Source organism: Mycobacterium sp. E3251 (assembly GCF_001666835.1).
Taxonomy (GTDB): Bacteria; Actinomycetota; Actinomycetes; order Mycobacteriales; family Mycobacteriaceae; genus Mycobacterium.
Genome location: NZ_LZJF01000087.1, coordinates 12,653 through 30,674, shown reverse-complemented (window position 1 = coordinate 30,674; position 18,022 = coordinate 12,653). Strand labels below are relative to the sequence as shown.

Genomic DNA, 18,022 nt, shown 5'->3' with positions numbered 1-18,022 from the left:
CGCGCGCGGTGGTCCACGCGGCCAACATGGGTGCCAAGGTGATCAATATTTCCGTCACCGCCTGCCTGCCGGCGGTGGCCCCCGCCGACCAGCGGGCGTTGGGCGCCGCGCTGTGGTACGCCGCCACCGTGAAGGACGCGGTGGTGGTGGCCGCCGCCGGAAACGACGGGGAGGCGGGCTGCAACAACAACCCGATGTACGACCCGCTCGACCCGTCGGATCCGCGGGACTGGCATCAGGTGAAGGTGGTTTCGTCACCCTCGTGGTTCTCCGACTACGTCCTGTCGGTCGGTGCGGTCGATGCCACCGGCGCCGCGCTCGACAAGAGCATGTCGGGCCCGTGGGTGAGTGTGGCGGCGCCGGGCACCCACATCATGGGTCTCTCGCCCCAGGGTGGCGGGCCGGTCAACGCGTACCCTCCGTCGAGGCCGGGTGAGAAGAACATGCCGTTCTGGGGCACCAGCTTCTCGGCCGCCTACGTCAGCGGCGTCGCGGCGCTGGTCCGGGCGAAGTACCCGGACCTGAGCGCTCATCAGGTGATCAACAGGATCGTGCAGTCAGCGCACAATCCGCCTTCGGGAGTGGACAACAAGGTCGGGTACGGGTTGGTCGATCCCGTTGCGGCACTGACGTTCAACATTCCGCCTGGTGACCGGATGCCCCCGGGTGCGCAGAGCCGGGTGATCAGGCCGGCCCCGCCGCCTCCGCCGGCGGACCACCGGGCGCGCAACATCGCCATCGGGTTCATCGGCGCGGTGGCCGCCGGTGTGCTCGTGGCCGCGATCGCGGCGCGGCTGAGGAGGGCGCGGTGAGCTCCACGCTGACCGGCTTCAGCCGGGGCAGCAATCGGCGGGTCCTCGGGGTGTGGGTGGTGTTCTTGCTCGCGGCCGCGAGTTGGGCGGTGGCCGGCTACATCGGTGCGGCGATCGCCGCGGCGGTCGGCGTCGCGACGGTGTTCGTCCGCTGGTGGGGTCAGCCGGCGTGGTCATGGCTGGTGTTGTGGCGGCGGGGGCGGCGCCCGATCCGCTGGGACGCCCCAATCACCGTGGCCAACAACCGATCCGGCGGCGGGGTCCGGGTGCAAGACGGTGTTGCGGTGGTGGCCGTGCAGCTGCTCGGCCGGGCACACCAAGCGACCTTGGTGACGGGTTCGGTGACCGTCGAAACCGACAACGTCATCGATGTCGTCGAATTGGTGCCGATGATGCACCAGGCGCTGGGGCTGCGGCTCGACTCGATCAGCGTCGTCTCACTCGGTTCCCGGCACGGCAACATCGGCGATTACCCGCGGGTGTATGACTCGGAGATCGGCACGCCGCCGTATGCGGGCCGGCGCGAGACCTGGCTGATCATGCGGCTGTCCATTATCGACAACACCCAAGCGCTCCGCTGGCGCACCACGGTTGGCGCCGCGGCCATTTCGGCGGCGCAGCGCATCGCGGGCCTGCTGCGCTGCCAGGGGCTGCGGGCGAAGGTGGCCAACGCCACCGATCTGGCCGAGCTCGATCGGCGGCTGGGGTGCGACGCCATCGAGGGGGAGACGCAGAGATGGAAGGCCATCCGCGGTGAGGCCGGCTGGATGACGACCTACGCGTATCCGCCCGACGCGATCGCCTCGCGCGTGCTTTCGCAGGCGTGGACGCTGCGCGCCGACGAGGTCATCCAGAACGTGACCGTGTATCCCGATGCGACCTGCACCGCGACCATCACCGTGCGCACGCCCACGCCGGCTCCCACCCCGCCGAGTGTGATCCTGCGCCGGCTAAACGGGGAACAGGCCGCGGCCGCCGCGGCCAACATGTGCGGCCCGCGCCCCTTTCTGCGGGCGTTGCGGCCCAGCCCGCTGCCCGAGCAACTGCTCACCGAGATCGGCCCTTCGGGCGTGCTGATCGGGAAACTGAGCAACGGGGACCGCCTGCTAATCCCCGTCACCGATGCCGGCGAGCTGTCAAGGGTTTTCGTGGCCGCCGACGATCCGGTCGCCAAGCGGATCGTGATCCGCACCGCGGGTGCGGGCGAGCGGGTGTGCGTGCATACCCGCGACATGACGCGCTGGGCCAGCGTGCGGATGCCGGAGATCGGCGTCGTCAGCACGGCGCGGCCCGCGCCGCGCACCACCGTCAGCGTCGTGGAGCACGTTGCCCCGATCTCACCCACCCCGCGACCCGCGACCGTGATCACCATCGCCCCGTCGGGCACGCGGCTGCCCGAGGGACACCGGCACAACTTCGAGGTGATCATCGAACAGGTCGGCCCGGCGATGGTGCGGGTCAGCGCGGCGGGGAAGGATTGGCTGGTCGAGATGGACATGTTCCGCGCCGAGCACCGCTACGTGAGTCTCGACCCGGTCACCATGTCGGTCACGTAGAACGTCAAGGATCCAAAGGGCACACGCAATGGGTGATTTACAAACTGCCCGTAGGCATTTCGATCGGGCCATGGCGGTGATGAGCAGGCAGGGCCGGGCGGCGGCGCTGCCGGAGTTCGTCGCGGCCACCGACGCCGATTCGTCGATGGCCGACGCGTGGCTGGGCCGCATCGCCTGCGGTGACAACGACCTCGCCTCGCTGAAGCGGCTCTACGCCACCAGCGAATGGCTGCACCGCGAAACGACCCGCATCGGACGGACGCTCGCCGCGGAGATCCAGCTGGGGCCCTACATCGGAATCACGGTGACCGACGCATCCCAAGTGGGGTTGGCGCTGTCGTCGGCGCTGACCATCGCCGGCGAATACGCCGAGGCCGACAGGCTGCTGTCCAATCGCGACCTGCTCGATTCGTGGACCAACTATCAGTGGCACCAGCTGGCCCGCGCGTTCTTGATGTACACGACGCAGCGCTGGCCGGACGTGTTGTTGGCCGCCGCCGAGGAACTTCCGCCGCAGGCGATCATCATGTCGGCCGTGACGGCGTCGATCTGCGCGCTGGCGGCCCACGCCGCGGCACATCTCGGGCAGGGCCGGGTCGCGCTTGACTGGCTCGACCGCGTCGACGTGATCGGGCAGACCAATGCGTCGGGCCGCTTCGACGCCGACGTGCTGACCGCATCGATCGGGCCGGCCGATATCCCGCTGCTGGTCGCCGATTTGGCGTATGTGCGCGGGATGGTGCATCGCCAGCTGCGCGAGGAAGACAAGGCCCAGGTCTGGCTGTCGAAGGCCACCATCAACGGCGTTCTGACCGAGGCCGCGAAGGCGGCTTTGGCCGACCCGAACCTGCACCTGGTCGTGACCGACGAGGAAACCATCGCCAGCCGGACCGATCGGTGGGATGTGTCGACCGCCAAGAGCCGTGACGAGCTGGACGACGACGCCACCTCGGAACGGCGCGCCGAATTGCTCGCCGAGGGCCGGGCATTGCTGGCCAAGCAGGTCGGGCTGGCCGCGGTCAAGCAGGCCGTGTCGGCGCTCGAAGATCAGCTCGAAGTGCGGATGATGCGCCTCGAGCATGGCCTGCCGGTGGAGGGACAGACCAACCACATGCTGCTGGTTGGTCCGCCCGGTACCGGCAAGACGACCACCGCCGAAGCGCTCGGCAAGATCTACGCCGGCATGGGCATCGTCCGCAACCCCGAAATCCGGGAGGTCCGGCGGTCGGACTTCTGCGGCCACTACATCGGGGAGTCGGGGCCCAAGACCAACGCGTTGATCGAAAAGTCGCTCGGCCAAATCATTTTCATGGACGAGTTCTATACCCTGATCGAGCGGCATCAGGACGGCACACCCGACATGATCGGCATGGAGGCCGTCAACCAGCTCCTGGTGGCGCTGGAAACACACCGCTTCGACTTCTGTTTCATCGGTGCCGGTTATGAGGATCAGGTGGACGAATTCCTCACCGTGAATCCGGGTTTGGCCGGCCGGTTCAACCGCAAGCTGCGCTTCGAGTCGTATTCGCCGGCCGAGATCGTCGAGATCGGTCACCGTTACGCGGCGCCGCGCGCCAGCAAGCTCGACGACGCCGCGCGGGAGGCACTCCTGGACGCGGCGACGACCATCCGCAATTACACGACGCCGGGCGGTCGGCACGGCATCGACGCCATGCAGAACGGCCGGTTCGCCCGCAACGTCATCGAACGTGCCGAGGGATTTCGGGACACCCGCGTGGTCGCGCAAAAGCGCGCTGGCCAAACGGTGACGGTCGAGGATCTGCAGATCATCACCGCCCCCGACATCGAGGCCGCGGTGCGCAGCGTGTGCTCGGACAATCGCGACATGGCGGCCATCGTCTGGTAAGCCCCGGCCGCCAAGCCTCGTCGGGTGTCAGGCCGGCTCGAAGCGGAAGACGGCCAGCCGCCCCGCCAACGCTTCGAATTCGTCGGCCGTCCCATCACGCACCACCCCCGATCGTTTTGCGAACGCCACGCCGACGGGCACCCGGGCCGGAAACGCCCGGAGCACAGGCCGCGCCTCCCCGACGGAGAGTTCGACGATCCGGACCTGCCGGGACCGTCGTCCCCGGCTGAGCGTGCCGGTGCCGGCCGCCCGGGCGTTGGCCGCCCAGTCGGCACCCGGATAGCCCGCCACGACGTAAAGGCCACCCTGAAACTCGAATGGCGTCATCGGAGTGCTGCGAGGCCGACCCGACTTGCGGCCGGGGACCGTCAGCACCATGGCGGGTCCGGTGGGAATCCCGAGGCGTTGGACCGCCATCATCACCCTGTTCATCGGCTTGAGGAAGCGCGGCGGACGCGGTTCGGACATTCGCGGTTCCTTTGCTAACTCGCCCGGGCGAAGACGTCGCGGTGCCCGGCGACCCATTGGCTGAAGGGCGACGCCGGCCGGCCGAGGATCCTCTCCACGTCGTGGGTGACGAGCGCGGGTGCATCGAGCGTCGCGGCCAGCATGGCGATGTAGGCGTCCGCGAACTCGGGGGTGAAGCCCAACGCGAGGAAGCGTTCGCGCACCGCGGCATTCGGTATCTCGCGGTACTGCAGCGGCCGACCCAGGACTGCGCCGATGACCTCGACCAGCTCTGAGTTGGTGAAGGCTCGCGGACCGGTCAGCGGGATCCGCTGCCCGACAAGCTCATCGGTGAGCAACGCCCGCGCCGCCACCGCCGCGATGTCGGTCTCGACGATCGGTGCCGTCGAGGCCGCGGCGTACGGCCCGAAAACCACATCGCCCGAACGGATTTGCGGGGACCACATGCCGGCGAAGTTCGTCGCGAACACGGTCGGCCGCAGGCTCACCCAGGTCAGGCCGGAGTCGACGGCGAGCTGCTCGACCTCCTTGTTGCGGTCCCCGCGGAAGCGGGACGGCTGCCGGGCGAAGTCGTCGTCGGCGTTGATCGCCGAGAGCGCCACCAGCTTCTTCACCCCGGCGCGCACGCACTCGGTCACCACCTTCTGCAGGTCCTCTCCCAGCGCCCGGGAATTGAGGAACACCGCCGACGCGCCGGGCAGCGCCCCGGCCGCCGACCCGACCGGTTCGACGCCGGGCGGAAACCCGGCCGTCTCCGGCGTGCGGGTCACCGCGCGCGCCGTCGCGGCCGCGGCGGCGAGGGCGGCGACGAGAGGGCGTCCGACGTTGCCGGTCGCCCCGGTTACCACAATGGTCATGGGAAGGCCCCTTTCTCGTAATTTTTTGCGGTGTTCCAAGGACGGGGCGAAGGGTGCGAAAGTTACACCGGGAAACCTGTAACTTTTCACCGCAGCGGATCGTCGAAGAGTCATGAACCAGTCGCAGTCAGCGGGCGACCAGGTCGCCGAGGCCTGGCGTCGTCACCGCCCGTATCTGGTCAACCTCGCCTACCAAATGCTCGGCGACGTCGGCGAGGCGGAAGACGTTGCGCAGGAGGCGTTTCTGCGGCTCTCTCGGGCGGACGTCGACGAGATCGAGGACGTCCGAGGCTGGCTGACGGTGGTGGCGAGCCGGCTCTGCCTCGACCAGGTGCGCTCGGCGCGCGCCCGCTACGAACGACCGGGCGAGGTCCAGGAGCGGCCGACGCCGCACCGCGCCGACCCGGCCGACCGGGTCACCCTCGACGACGAGATCCGCGCCGCCTTGCTGGAAGTGCTGCGCAGGCTCAGTCCCGGGGAACGGGTCGCCTTCGTGCTGCACGACGTGTTCGGCGTCCCGTTCGAATCGATCTCCGAAACCGTGGGCCGCCCGGTGGGCACCTGCCGCCAGCTGGCGCGCAGGGCGCGGGCGAAATTCGTTGCCGCGCAACCCAAGACCAATGAGGTGGCCTCGGCCGAACACCAGCTCGTCACCGAGAAGTTCATCACCGCATGCGCCAACGGCGACGTCGCCGCGTTGGCCGCCGTGCTGGACCCGACGGTGTGGGGCGTGGGCACGATCCTCGCCGATCCGCCGCCACCGCCGCAGATCAACCACGGGCCGGATGCGGTGGCCACCAACCTGCTGCGCTACCTATGGCCGGACGTGACGTTGGTCAGCGGCCCCGTCGGGCAACCGGTGCTGTTGGCGTTCACCGATCGCCGGCTCTTCGCCGTCATCGTGCTGACGATCAGCGGGTCCCGCGTGGCCAAGATCGAGGCCATCGCCGACCCGGCCGCGCGGATGGGACCGGCGGCCGAACGGGGTTAGCCCGGCCGGTCGTCGTGCCGCGCCGCGAAATAGCCCGCGATCGTCGCCGTGACCTCCAGGAATTTCCGCCGCGTCGCCGACGCCATTTCGCGGCTCACATCGATCACACCGCCGGGCCGCAGGTGGGGGTCGAAGGGCACCTCGATCACCGGCCGGCCGTGGTCGATGAATTCGCGGGCCAGCAACGCCCGGGTGCGTTTGTCGGCGTGGCCGTCCGAATCGTTGAGCACGACGACGCTCTTCTGCAGCAGTGTGTCGAAGCCCTGATCGGCCAGCCACTCCAGGGTCCTGGCGGCAGCGTTCGCCCCGTCCGCCCACGGCGAGGAGACCACGATCAGCGCGTCCAGATCGCGCAGCACCTCCTGGGTGACCGGCGCGTCCATCGTTGAACCACAGTCGATCACCGAGATCGCGAAATGGCGGTCGAGGCGTAACGCGGCCTCCCGGTAGATCGCGGGATCGAGCACCCGGCGCGGGCCGGACGCCGGTTCACCGCCGAGCACGTGCAGGCCGGCGGAGTTGCGCCCCACCCGGGCGACGACATCGGTGAAAGACTGCAGGTTCTTGTCGGCCGTGAGTTCCCAGAACGATCCGGACGACCCCGGGTCGATTCGGCTGCTGAGTCGGCCGAAGGCGGTGTCGGCGTCGATCGCGACAACGTGATCCTGCCGCCGGAGTTCGGCGAACAGCGAACCGACACTGGCGGCCACCGACGTTTTTCCGACCCCGCCCTTGCCCAGGACGCCGACCTTGTAGTTGCCGACCAAGCGGGCCCGGATCGCCGCCTCGAATTGGGCGTCCTGTAGCTGCGCGGGTGACGGACCGAGCCTGACGAGGCCGAAAGTGATCAGCCGGACCACGCGTCGCCAACCGCGGTCGGGTGTTGCGTCGACGGCCGTGGTGGACCGCGCCGGAGCGGCCGCGGTCGGCGGCGCCGCAGTGGCGGGTGCGGGGGCCTCCTGGGGAGCCGACATCGCGGGCGGTCGCGGGAAAACAGGCGGGGCGGCGGGCTGTGGAGGTGGCGCGGGCGGACGCTGCGGAGGCGCCGGTGGCCGCGCTGGAGGCGCCGATGGTGGCCGCGGTGCGAGGAGCTGGCCGACCGGAGGCGGCGGCGGCACACTCCTGGGCTCGGGCCCGGGCGGGCGCGTCGCCGGCGTAGCGGGCGGCGGCTGCAGACGGTCCCGCAGGAATTCGTCGGGCTCGTTCATGGGCTCCTCGGATGCCAGGCGATCGGTCGGCGCTGGTGGGTGCGTCCTGGGCTAGTGATAAGCGCCACGGCAAACCGTCGGCGCCGGATGCGGACCAGTGCCCGTCCAGTATCTCCTCCGTGCCGCCCATCGCTACCGTGCAAACTTAGCAGCGCTCGGTTTCGCGCGCCCGCGACGGCATGTGCCGCCCGCTGAGCACGATCATGCGCGCCGATTCCGAGGCTGTGGGCAAGCACGCGGGCGGCGTCAGCAAACATTGATCCGCGGTGGATCCGGCACATCGGACCGCCGGATGTGGCGCGGCCGTGACGAAAACTCCAGCGCCAAAAGTGCACGTCCGCCGGGGTGTCGCCCTACGGCCGCCGAGAAATTTACGGTGCTGCCAGCTGGCGGTTAGACTTGACGAAGTTGGCATGTCAGGCGGGTATTGTCATATCGTTTTACGACTTGTCGAGACCGGTTTCCAGGCCACCGTTCAGCGCTGCACGGACGCATCCCTAACAGGATCATCTCCACCTGGGGGACAGCCTATCGAGACAAGACCGAGGGGTCTTAAGCCCGCAACCTCCGGGTGCGACTCCGTCGGAGCAGCTGTTAACGGCAGCTCAACGTTCAGGTGAAGGGTCAGGTGCATATGACGCCCAAGCGCGTCGGGTTATACAACCCCGCGTTCGAGCACGACTCGTGCGGGGTAGCCATGGTCGTCGATATGCACGGCCGTCGTACCCGCGACATTGTCGACAAGGCCATCACCGCGCTGCTCAACCTCGAACACCGCGGTGCGCAGGGCGCCGAGCCGCGCAGCGGTGATGGTGCCGGCATCCTGATCCAGGTCCCGCACGCCTTCCTGCGCGAGGTCGTGGATTTCGAGTTGCCCCCGGCGGGCAGTTATGCCACCGGTATCGCTTTCCTGCCGCAGTCGTCCAAGGACGCCGCGGCCGCCTGCGACGCGGTGGAGAAGATCGCCGAAGCCGAGGGCCTGACGGTGCTCGGCTGGCGGAACGTGCCCATCGACGACTCGTCACTGGGCGCGCTGTCCCGCGACGCGATGCCCACATTCCGGCAGGTGTTCATGGCCGGTGCGTCGGACATGACGCTGGAGCGCCGCTGCTATCTGGTCCGCAAGCGCGCCGAGCACGAACTCGGCACCAAGGGTCCCGGGCAGGACGGGCCCGGCCGCGAAACCGTCTATTTCCCAAGCCTTTCCGGTCAGACGATGGTCTACAAGGGCATGCTGACCACGCCGCAGCTCAAGGCGTTCTACCTTGACCTGCAAGACGATCGGATGACCAGCGCGCTGGGCATCGTGCATTCGCGCTTCTCCACCAACACCTTCCCGTCGTGGCCGCTGGCCCATCCGTTCCGTCGGGTGGCCCACAACGGCGAGATCAACACCGTCACCGGCAATGAGAACTGGATGCGTGCCCGCGAGGCGTTGATCAAGACCGATGTCTTCGGCACGGAAGCCGATGTGGAGAAGCTGTTCCCGATCTGTACCCCGGGCGCCTCGGACACCGCGCGTTTCGACGAGGCGCTCGAACTGCTGCACCTGGGTGGCCGCAGCCTGGCCCACGCGGTGCTGATGATGATTCCCGAAGCGTGGGAACGCAACGAGTCCATGGACCCGGCGCGGCGGGCGTTCTACGAATTCCACGCGTCCTTGATGGAGCCCTGGGACGGCCCCGCGTCGATCACGTTCACCGACGGCACCATCGTGGGCGCCGTACTGGACCGAAACGGCTTGCGCCCCTCCCGGATCTGGGTCACCGAAGACGGCTTGGTGGTGATGGCTTCCGAGGCCGGTGTCCTGGACCTGGACCCCGCCAAGGTGGTCCGCCGGATGCGGTTGCAGCCGGGCCGGATGTTCTTGGTGGACACCACACAAGGGCGCATCGTCTCCGACGAGGAGATCAAGGCCGAACTCGCCGCCGAGCACCCGTACCAGGAATGGCTGGACCGCAACCTGGTTCCCCTCGACAAGCTGCCGCAGGGCGACTACGTGCGGATGCCCCATGATCGACTCGTCAAGCGGCAGCTGACATTCGGCTACACCTATGAAGAGCTCAACCTGTTGGTGTCGCCTATGGTGCGCACGGGCGCCGAGCCGATCGGCTCGATGGGCACCGACACCCCGGTCGCGGTGCTCTCGCAGCGGCCCCGGATGCTCTACGACTACTTCCAGCAGCTGTTCGCGCAGGTGACCAACCCGCCGCTGGACGCGATCCGCGAAGAGGTGGTCACCAGCTTGCAGGGCACCACCGGCGGCGAGCGCGACCTGCTCACGCCGACCGAGCAGTCCTGCCACCAGATCGCATTGCAGCAGCCGATTCTGCGCAACCACGAGCTGGCCAAGCTCGTCAACCTCAATCCCGACGACGAGGTCAACGGGCGCCCGCATGGCATGCGGTCCAAGGTGATTCGTTGCCTGTACCCGGTCGCCGAGGGGGGCGCCGGATTGGCGGCGGCGCTCGATGACGTACGCGCACAGGCGTCTGCCGCGATCGAGGACGGTGCGCGGGTCATCATCTTGTCGGACCGCGAGTCCGACGAGCAGATGGCGCCCATCCCGTCGCTGCTCGCCGTTTCCGGAGTGCACCATCATCTGGTGCGCGACCGGACGCGCACCCACGTGGGTCTGGTCGTGGAGACCGGTGACGCCCGCGAGGTGCACCACATGGCGATGCTGATCGGGTGTGGGGCGGCGGCGATCAACCCCTATCTGGTGTTCGAGTCGATCGAGGACATGCTCGACCGCGGTGCGATCGACGGCTTCTCGGATCGGCAAGAGCGCGAGAAGGCGCTGAACAACTACGTCAAGGCTGCCGGCAAGGGCGTGCTCAAAGTGATGTCCAAGATGGGCATTTCGACGCTGGCCTCCTACACCGGCGCGCAGCTGTTCCAGGCGGTCGGCGTCTCAGAGGACGTGCTCGACGAGTACTTCACCGGGTTGAGCTGCCCGATCGGCGGGATCACGCTGGAGGACATCGCCGCCGACGTCGCGGCTCGCCACCGGCTGGCCTACCTGGACCGCCGCGACGAGCGCGCGCACCGCGAACTCGAGGTGGGCGGCGAGTACCAGTGGCGCCGGGAAGGTGAGTACCACCTGTTCAACCCGGAGACCGTATTCAAGCTGCAGCACTCGACTCGCACCGGGCAGTACAAGATCTTCAAGGACTACACCCGCCTGGTCGACGACCAGAGCGAGCGGATGGCGTCGCTGCGCGGCCTGCTGAAGTTCCGCGGCGGTGTGCGTCCCCCGGTTCCGCTGGAAGAGGTCGAACCCGCCAGCGAGATCGTCAAGCGATTCTCCACCGGGGCGATGAGCTACGGCTCGATCTCGGCCGAGGCGCACGAGACGCTCGCCATCGCGATGAACCGCCTGGGCGGGCGCTCCAACAGCGGGGAAGGCGGCGAGAACGTCAAGCGCTTCGACCGCGACCCCAATGGGGATTGGCGCCGCAGCGCCATCAAACAGGTCGCTTCGGCGCGTTTCGGCGTCACGTCGCACTACCTGACGAACTGCACCGACATCCAGATCAAGATGGCGCAGGGCGCGAAACCCGGTGAGGGGGGCCAGCTTCCGGGACACAAGGTGTACCCGTGGGTCGCCGAGGTGCGCCACTCCACACCGGGCGTCGGGCTCATCTCCCCGCCGCCGCACCACGACATCTACTCCATCGAGGATCTCGCGCAGCTGATCCACGACCTGAAAAACGCCAACCCGTCCGCGCGGGTGCACGTCAAGCTGGTCTCCGAGAACGGGGTGGGCACGGTTGCGGCCGGCGTTTCCAAGGCGCACGCCGACGTGGTGTTGATCTCCGGCCACGACGGTGGCACCGGCGCCACCCCGCTGACGTCGATGAAGCACGCCGGGGCGCCGTGGGAACTGGGCCTGGCCGAGACGCAGCAGACCCTGTTGCTCAACGGGTTACGTGACCGGATCGTCGTGCAGGTGGACGGGCAGCTCAAGACGGGCCGCGACGTGATGATCGCCGCGCTGCTCGGCGCCGAGGAATTCGGCTTCGCCACCGCGCCGCTGGTGGTGGCCGGCTGCATCATGATGCGGGTGTGCCACCTGGACACCTGCCCGGTCGGCGTGGCCACCCAGAACCCGGTGCTGCGGGAGCGGTTCACCGGTAAGCCCGAGTTCATCGAGAACTTCTTCATGTTCATTGCCGAAGAGGTCCGGGAATACATGGCGCAGTTGGGTTTCCGCACCCTCAATGAGGCCGTCGGCCAGGTCGGCGCGCTGGACACCACGCTGGCCCGCGCGCACTGGAAGGCGCACAAGCTCGACCTCGCGCCGGTGCTGCACGAGCCGGAGTCGGCGTTCATGAACCAGGACCTGTACTGCAGTTCCCGGCAGGACCACGGCCTGGACAAGGCGCTCGATCAGCAGTTGATCGTGATGAGCCGGGAGGCGCTCGATTCCGGCAAGCCGGTGCGCTTCTCCACCACTATCAGCAACGTCAACCGCACCGTGGGCACCATGCTCGGCCACGAGGTGACGAAAGCGTATGGCGGCCAAGGGCTTCCGGATGGCACTATCGACATCACGTTCGACGGATCCGCGGGCAACAGCTTCGGTGCCTTCGTGCCCAAGGGAATAACCTTGCGGGTCTACGGCGACGCCAACGACTACGTCGGCAAGGGATTGTCCGGCGGCCGGATCGTGGTGCGCCCATCGGACAACGCCCCGCAGGACTACGTGGCCGAGGACAACATCATCGGCGGCAACGTGATCCTGTTCGGCGCGACCAGCGGCGAGGCCTTCCTGCGCGGGGTGGTCGGCGAGCGGTTCGCGGTCCGCAACTCCGGCGCCCACGCCGTCGTCGAGGGCGTGGGTGACCACGGATGCGAATACATGACGGGTGGCCGGGTTGTGATCCTTGGCCGGACTGGCCGCAACTTCGCGGCGGGAATGTCAGGCGGTGTGGCTTACGTGTACGACCCGGACGAGGAACTTCCGGACAATCTCAACATCGAGATGGTCGACGTGGAGACGTTGGACGAAGACGATGCCGAATTCCTGCACGGCATCATCCAGGCCCACGTGGACGCGACCGATTCCGCGGTCGGCCAGCGGATCCTGGCGGACTGGCGCGGGCAACAACGCCACTTCGTCAAGGTGATGCCACGCGACTACAAGAAGGTGCTGCAAGCGATCGCCGAAGCCGAGCGCGACGGCGTCGATGTGGACAAGGCGATCATGGCGGCCGCACATGGCTGATCCGAGCGGCTTCCTGAAGTACACGCACCGCGAACTGCCGAAGCGCCGGCCTGTCCCACTGCGGTTGAAGGACTGGCACGAGGTCTACGAGGACTTCGACGAAGGCACCCTGCGTGAGCAGGCGACCCGTTGCATGGATTGCGGTATCCCTTTCTGCCACAACGGGTGTCCGTTGGGCAACCTGATCCCGGAATGGAACGACCTGGTGCGCAGGGGCCGCTGGCGCGACGCGATCGAGCGGCTGCACGCCACCAACAACTTCCCGGACTTCACCGGGCGGCTGTGTCCGGCGCCGTGTGAACCGGCGTGTGTGCTTGGCATCAACCAGGATCCGGTGACCATCAAGCAGATCGAGCTCGAGATCATCGACCACGCCTTCGAGGAAGGCTTCGTGGTGCCGCTGCCCCCGGACAAGCTGACCGGGAAAAAGGTCGCCGTGGTGGGTTCGGGCCCGGCCGGTTTGGCGGCGGCTCAGCAGCTGACCCGGGCCGGCCACACGGTCACCGTTTTCGAGCGGGCGGATCGGATCGGCGGGCTGCTGCGCTACGGCATTCCGGAATTCAAGATGGAGAAGCGCGTTCTCGACCGGCGCCTGGACCAAATGCGTTCCGAAGGAACCGAATTCCGCGCGGGCGTCAACGTCGGGGTCGACATCACCGCCGAACAGCTGCGCGCCGACTTCGACGCGGTGGTTCTGGCCGGCGGCGCCACCGCGGGGCGGGACCTGCCCATTCCCGGTCGGGACCTGGACGGGATCCACCAGGCGATGGAGTACCTGCCGTGGGGCAACCGGGTGCAGGAGGGCGACGACGTCCTAGGGCCCGACGGGGAACCCCCCATCACCGCGAAGGGCAAGAAGGTCGTCATCATCGGCGGCGGTGACACCGGGGCGGACTGCCTGGGTACCGCGCACCGGCAGGGCGCGACCGTCGTGCACCAGTTCGAGATCATGCCGCGACCACCGGACACACGCGCCGAATCGACTCCTTGGCCGACCTACCCGCTCATGTACCGGGTGTCATCGGCGCACGAAGAGGGCGGTGAGCGGGTGTTCTCGGTGAACACCGAGAAGTTCATCGGCGAAGACGGCCGGGTGACGGCGCTGAAAGCGCATGAGGTCACCATGCAGGACGGCAAGTTCGTCAAGGTGGACGGCTCCGACTTCGAGCTCGACGTCGACCTGGTGCTGCTGGCCATGGGATTCGTCGGGCCGGAAAAGGAGGGCCTGCTCACCGACCTCGAAGTCAAGCTCACCGACCGCGGCAACGTCGCGCGCGGTGCCGACTTCGACACGTCGGTCCCCGGTGTGTTCGTCGCCGGGGACATGGGCCGCGGCCAGTCGCTGATCGTCTGGGCGATTGCCGAAGGCCGGGCCGCCGCCGCGGCCGTCGACCGCTACCTGATGGGTGCGACCGCGCTGCCGGCGCCGGTCAAGCCGACCGCCGTCCCGCTCCAGTAGTCACAGGAGTCACACCAGAAACAGAAGCACCAACTGTCGGCGAGTCGCCTCCCGTTTGCCAGACCGTGGTGTCTAATAGCCTGTTGTGGGCTCGGTCACACGGGCATCGGATTGGGGCCCCGGCTGAACGGAACGATCGCAGGAGTGATCACTGTGCACATCAATCCCGTACCCCGATCAAGGATGGGGCGAATCGCCTGGTCCTGGTTTCGTCACCCCGTCAAAAGCCGCGAGTTCCCCGCTAAACACGAGCGCCTGGTAACCGCTGACGATTTGCTGATCTTCGGGGCATAACGGCCCTGCCGCGCGCCGTCTGGCGCGTCGGAAAGGTTTGCTCGGGGCGACTAACGGGGGACCCGGCGCGTCAATCGAGCAACCCCGAATCGCGGATGGCCTCGGCGAGCGGTTCCAAGACGGCGGGGTCATGCGGCGGGTTGATGTACACGATGCCCAGGTCGAGTCCTTCGGCTTCGAGGCCGGCGGCCTCTTCGATGACCTTCTGGTAGTTGCGCTGCTCGTCCAGGCGCAGATGGGCGGACAGCGTGATCTCCTTCGGGTCGCGCCCGATCTTCTCGCACTCCGCGGCCAGCACGTCGCGCTTGCGGGCGAACTCCTCGGGCGGACCGCCGACGAAGTTCCAGTGCTGCGCGTAGCGCGCGGTGATCGGCAGCGTTCGTTTCTCCCCGCTGCCCCCGATGCAGATCGGCGGATGGGGACGCTGCACACCCTTGGGTTCGTTGCGGGCGCCCTTGAGCTGGTAGTACTTGCCGTGGAAGTCGGTGGTCTCCTGGCTGAGCAGGCTGGTCAAGACCTCGCACGCCTCCTCGAACCGATCGAAGCGTTCCCGGATGCTGCCTAGCTCGATGCCGTAGGCGCCCGACTCCTCCTCGTTCCAGCCGGCGCCGATCCCGAGCTCGAGTCGTCCGTCCGAGATGATGTCGAGCGCCGCGGCCATGTTGGCCAGCACGGCGGGGTGGCGGTAGTGGATCCCCGTGACGAGAGTTCCCAGCCGCAGCCGCTTGGTCGCCTGCGCCAGTGCGGTCAGCGTCGTCCATCCCTCGAGGCAGGGCCCGCTGGCGTCGGAGAAGATCGGGTAGAAGTGGTCGAACGTCCACCCGGACTCGTAGACGTCGATATCGTCGGCGGCCTGCCAGACGGCCAGCATGGCTGCCCAGGTGGTGTTTTGGGGAGAGGTCTTGAAGGCGAATCGCATGAAATCGACGTTAGTCGATGTTTATGAAGAGCAACTAAACTTGGTGCCGCGATGAGCTATTCCCTCGGAGTCGACACCAAGATCACCCTGCTGGCGGCCGGGCTGATCTTCCTGCTTGCCCTGGTCCTCGGGGTGTGGAAGTACCGGCAGATCATGGCCGCCGCCGACCATCGCGCCCATCCCTATGTCGACATCGCGCACCGGGCCGCGTTGCTCTACTCCTTCGCGACGCTGCTGCTGGCCGTCTTCGTCGAGCTCAGCGCCTGGCCGACGTGGATCAACCTGACCGCGGCCGGCGTGGTCGTCTTCTTCTTCGTCGGCGCCATCCTCAGTTACATCGCACACGGGGCGCGACGCGACACCGTCAACCAATTCGAGAATCCCGCGCCCGGAGCCGGACTCTTCATGACCTTGCTCATCGCCGGCGAGATCGGGGGCTTCAGCGTGCTGCTCGCCGGTTTCGTCGCCGGACAGTTCTGACACCCTGGCCAGGCACACTGGAGTCATGGACCCGGTAACCGCCTTGCGGCAGATCGCTTACTACAAGGACCGGAGCCGCCAGGATCCCAGGCGCGTGATGGCGTACCGCAATGCCGCCGACATCATCGAGGGCCTCGACGACGCGGCGCGCGAGCGCCACGGTCAGGCCAACAGCTGGCAATCGCTGCCGGGCATCGGCCCGAAAACCGCAAAGGTCATCGACCAGGCCTGGTCCGGTCACGAACCCGAGCTTCTCATCGAATTGCGTTCCGCCGCCGAGGATCTCGGTGGCGGCGACATCCGTGCGGCGCTACGGGGCGACTTGCACCTGCACTCGAACTGGTCGGACGGGTCGGCCCCGATCGACGAGATGATGGCGACCGCGTCCGCGCTGGGGCACGAATACTGCGCGCTGACCGACCACTCGCCGCGGCTGACGATCGCCAACGGGCTTTCGCCGGAACGGTTGCGCGCACAGCTCGACGTCATCGACAAGCTGCGCGACCAGTTCGCGCCGATGCGCATTCTCACCGGCATCGAGGTCGACATCCTCGAGGACGGCAGCCTCGACCAGGAGCCCGAGCTGCTCGAGCGCCTCGACGTGGTCGTGGCCAGCGTGCATTCGAAGCTTTCGATGGATGCCGCCGCGATGACGCGGCGCATGGTGCGCGCCGTCTCCAATCCACACGCCGACGTGCTGGGCCACTGCACCGGCCGGTTGGTCTCCGGCAACCGGGGCATCCGGCCCCAATCCAAGTTCGACGCCGAAGCGGTTTTCGCCGCCTGCCGCGATCACGGCACCGCGGTGGAGATCAACTCGCGCCCCGAACGCCGGGACCCGCCGACCCGGCTGCTCCAGCTGGCACTGGAGATCGGGTGCGTCTTCAGCATCGACACCGACGCGCACGCGCCAGGCCAGCTGGACTTTCTCGGCTACGGCGCGCAGCGCGCCCTGGACAACGGCGTGCCCGTCGAACGCATTGTCAACACCTGGCCGGCCGAGAAGCTGCTGGAGTGGACGGGCTCGAATTGAGCCGGTCGCTCAGACCCGCACCTCTTCAGCGTGCTCGGGAACCGGTTCCTCGGTGCGCCCGGCGCCCTGTAGGAGATTCGCGGCGGCGACGGTCGCGCAGGTCGCCGCGGGGATGAGCAACGCGTAGCCGCCCAATTCGGCGCCGAACACGATCCCGGCTACGCCGCCGCCGAGGAATAGCAGGAGGGTGGTCGCCAGGATCGCGGCTTTCCAACTCTTGATGCCATGCAGCCGGCTGCGGCCGAGAATCAGCCCCAGGTCGGTGACGGTTCCGGTGAAGTGCGTGGTGCGGATCGCCATTCCGCGGAAGCTTGAGGTCATCCCGTTTTGCAGGCCGAGTGCTGCGGCGGCGAACAGCGCCTGCACCGCGGTCTGCTCGATCCCCAGGGCGTTGATTTGTGCCTTGACCACGGTCTCCTCGACCCCGGTGGCGGCGAGCACAAGCAACCCCGCCTCGAGGAAGAGCACGGCGGCGTGGCGTGGGCCCGCGAGGGAATCGGTGGGTGCGAGGATCGCCCCGGCGATGGTCGCTCCCGTCAGGAAGCCCACAAAGATCGCGCCGAGCACGTGGCCTTCATAAAGCCACGGGTTGGCCGTGTTCATGCCCAGCTGGGTGGTGATCGCGGTCAGGTTGCCGACGGGCAACGCCAAGATCAGCAGCGCCACCGCGTTGACGAAGCCCGCGGACAGGGCGAGCAGGGCGCTGTAACCGAGCAGGAAGCCCTCGCGGGGCGGGCCGCTGTCGCGGGCTTGATGCGGCGGCGGCATCGGATTCAGTTGCTCACTTTCGAGGTCGGGTTCTTCGTCAGCCTAACAACCGGGCCGTCCACAAACCGGGCCGCGAAGCC

The 18,022-nt window shown here is 67.8% G+C and carries 13 protein-coding genes; 8 read left to right on the top strand and 5 right to left on the bottom strand.

What is annotated here, in order from left to right; genetic code table 11:
• From A5697_RS12140 to eccA, 3 genes are all read left to right on the top strand, one after another.
• Nucleotides 1-812, top strand: an 812-nt coding sequence (locus A5697_RS12140; RefSeq protein ID WP_082953354.1) for a S8 family serine peptidase, incomplete at its 5' end; no start/stop codon positions are given.
• Entirely contained in the window at nt 809-2,368 is a 1,560-nt protein-coding gene (gene eccE / locus A5697_RS12135; RefSeq protein ID WP_068010599.1) for a type VII secretion protein EccE, read from the top strand. The genes A5697_RS12140 and eccE, both read left to right, overlap by 4 nt.
• A gap of 28 nt (nt 2,369-2,396) precedes the next feature.
• Nucleotides 2,397-4,235: a type VII secretion AAA-ATPase EccA gene (gene eccA / locus A5697_RS12130; RefSeq protein WP_068010596.1), complete on the top strand. Its 1,839-nt coding sequence runs from the start codon at nt 2,397-2,399 to the stop codon at nt 4,233-4,235.
• Nucleotides 4,236-4,262: 27 nt separating this feature from the next.
• Here the strand turns inward: eccA and A5697_RS12125 are convergent, their stop codons facing one another.
• Together A5697_RS12125 and A5697_RS12120 are read right to left on the bottom strand one after the other, a co-directional pair.
• Nucleotides 4,263-4,703 (bottom strand): nitroreductase family deazaflavin-dependent oxidoreductase, encoded by a 441-nt coding sequence (locus A5697_RS12125; RefSeq protein WP_068010595.1) that lies wholly within the window; start codon nt 4,701-4,703, stop codon nt 4,263-4,265.
• Nucleotides 4,704-4,717: 14 nt separating this feature from the next.
• Entirely contained in the window at nt 4,718-5,560 is an 843-nt protein-coding gene (locus A5697_RS12120; RefSeq protein WP_068010593.1) for an NAD(P)H-binding protein, read from the bottom strand.
• A gap of 112 nt (nt 5,561-5,672) precedes the next feature.
• On the opposite strand from A5697_RS12120, the gene sigI reads away from it, so the two are divergent.
• A complete protein-coding gene (gene sigI / locus A5697_RS12115; protein WP_067944396.1) occupies nt 5,673-6,551 on the top strand; it encodes an RNA polymerase sigma factor SigI in 879 nt (292 codons plus the stop codon).
• Here the strand turns inward: sigI and A5697_RS12110 are convergent.
• A complete protein-coding gene (locus tag A5697_RS12110) occupies nt 6,548-7,759 on the bottom strand; it encodes a MinD/ParA family protein (protein WP_068010591.1) in 1,212 nt (403 codons plus the stop codon). The genes sigI and A5697_RS12110 overlap by 4 nt on opposite strands.
• A gap of 634 nt (nt 7,760-8,393) precedes the next feature.
• Here A5697_RS12110 and gltB point away from each other — a divergent pair.
• Complete coding sequence (gltB, locus tag A5697_RS12105) at nt 8,394-12,989, top strand: glutamate synthase large subunit (RefSeq protein WP_068010588.1); 4,596 nt, start codon at nt 8,394-8,396, stop codon at nt 12,987-12,989.
• A complete protein-coding gene (locus A5697_RS12100; protein ID WP_068010586.1) occupies nt 12,982-14,448 on the top strand; it encodes a glutamate synthase subunit beta in 1,467 nt (488 codons plus the stop codon). Before gltB ends, A5697_RS12100 begins: the two co-directional genes overlap by 8 nt.
• 364 nt (nt 14,449-14,812) lie before the next feature.
• Here A5697_RS12100 and A5697_RS12095 read toward each other — a convergent pair whose 3' ends face one another.
• Nucleotides 14,813-15,661 carry an LLM class F420-dependent oxidoreductase gene (locus A5697_RS12095; protein ID WP_068010585.1) on the bottom strand — a complete coding sequence of 283 codons (849 nt, stop codon included), beginning with the start codon at nt 15,659-15,661 and terminating at the stop codon, nt 14,813-14,815.
• A gap of 51 nt (nt 15,662-15,712) precedes the next feature.
• Between A5697_RS12095 and A5697_RS12090 the strand changes: the two genes are divergently transcribed.
• A complete protein-coding gene (locus tag A5697_RS12090; protein ID WP_068010583.1) occupies nt 15,713-16,141 on the top strand; it encodes a hypothetical protein in 429 nt (142 codons plus the stop codon).
• Nucleotides 16,142-16,166: 25 nt separating this feature from the next.
• Nucleotides 16,167-17,174 carry a PHP domain-containing protein gene (locus A5697_RS12085; protein ID WP_068010581.1) on the top strand — a complete coding sequence of 336 codons (1,008 nt, stop codon included), beginning with the start codon at nt 16,167-16,169 and terminating at the stop codon, nt 17,172-17,174.
• Between the two features lie 9 nt (nt 17,175-17,183).
• Here the strand turns inward: A5697_RS12085 and A5697_RS12080 are convergent, their stop codons facing one another.
• On the bottom strand, nt 17,184-17,942 hold the full coding sequence (locus tag A5697_RS12080) for a YoaK family protein (protein WP_068010579.1): 759 nt from the start codon (nt 17,940-17,942) through the stop codon (nt 17,184-17,186).
• Nucleotides 17,943-18,022: the final 80 nt, after the last annotated feature.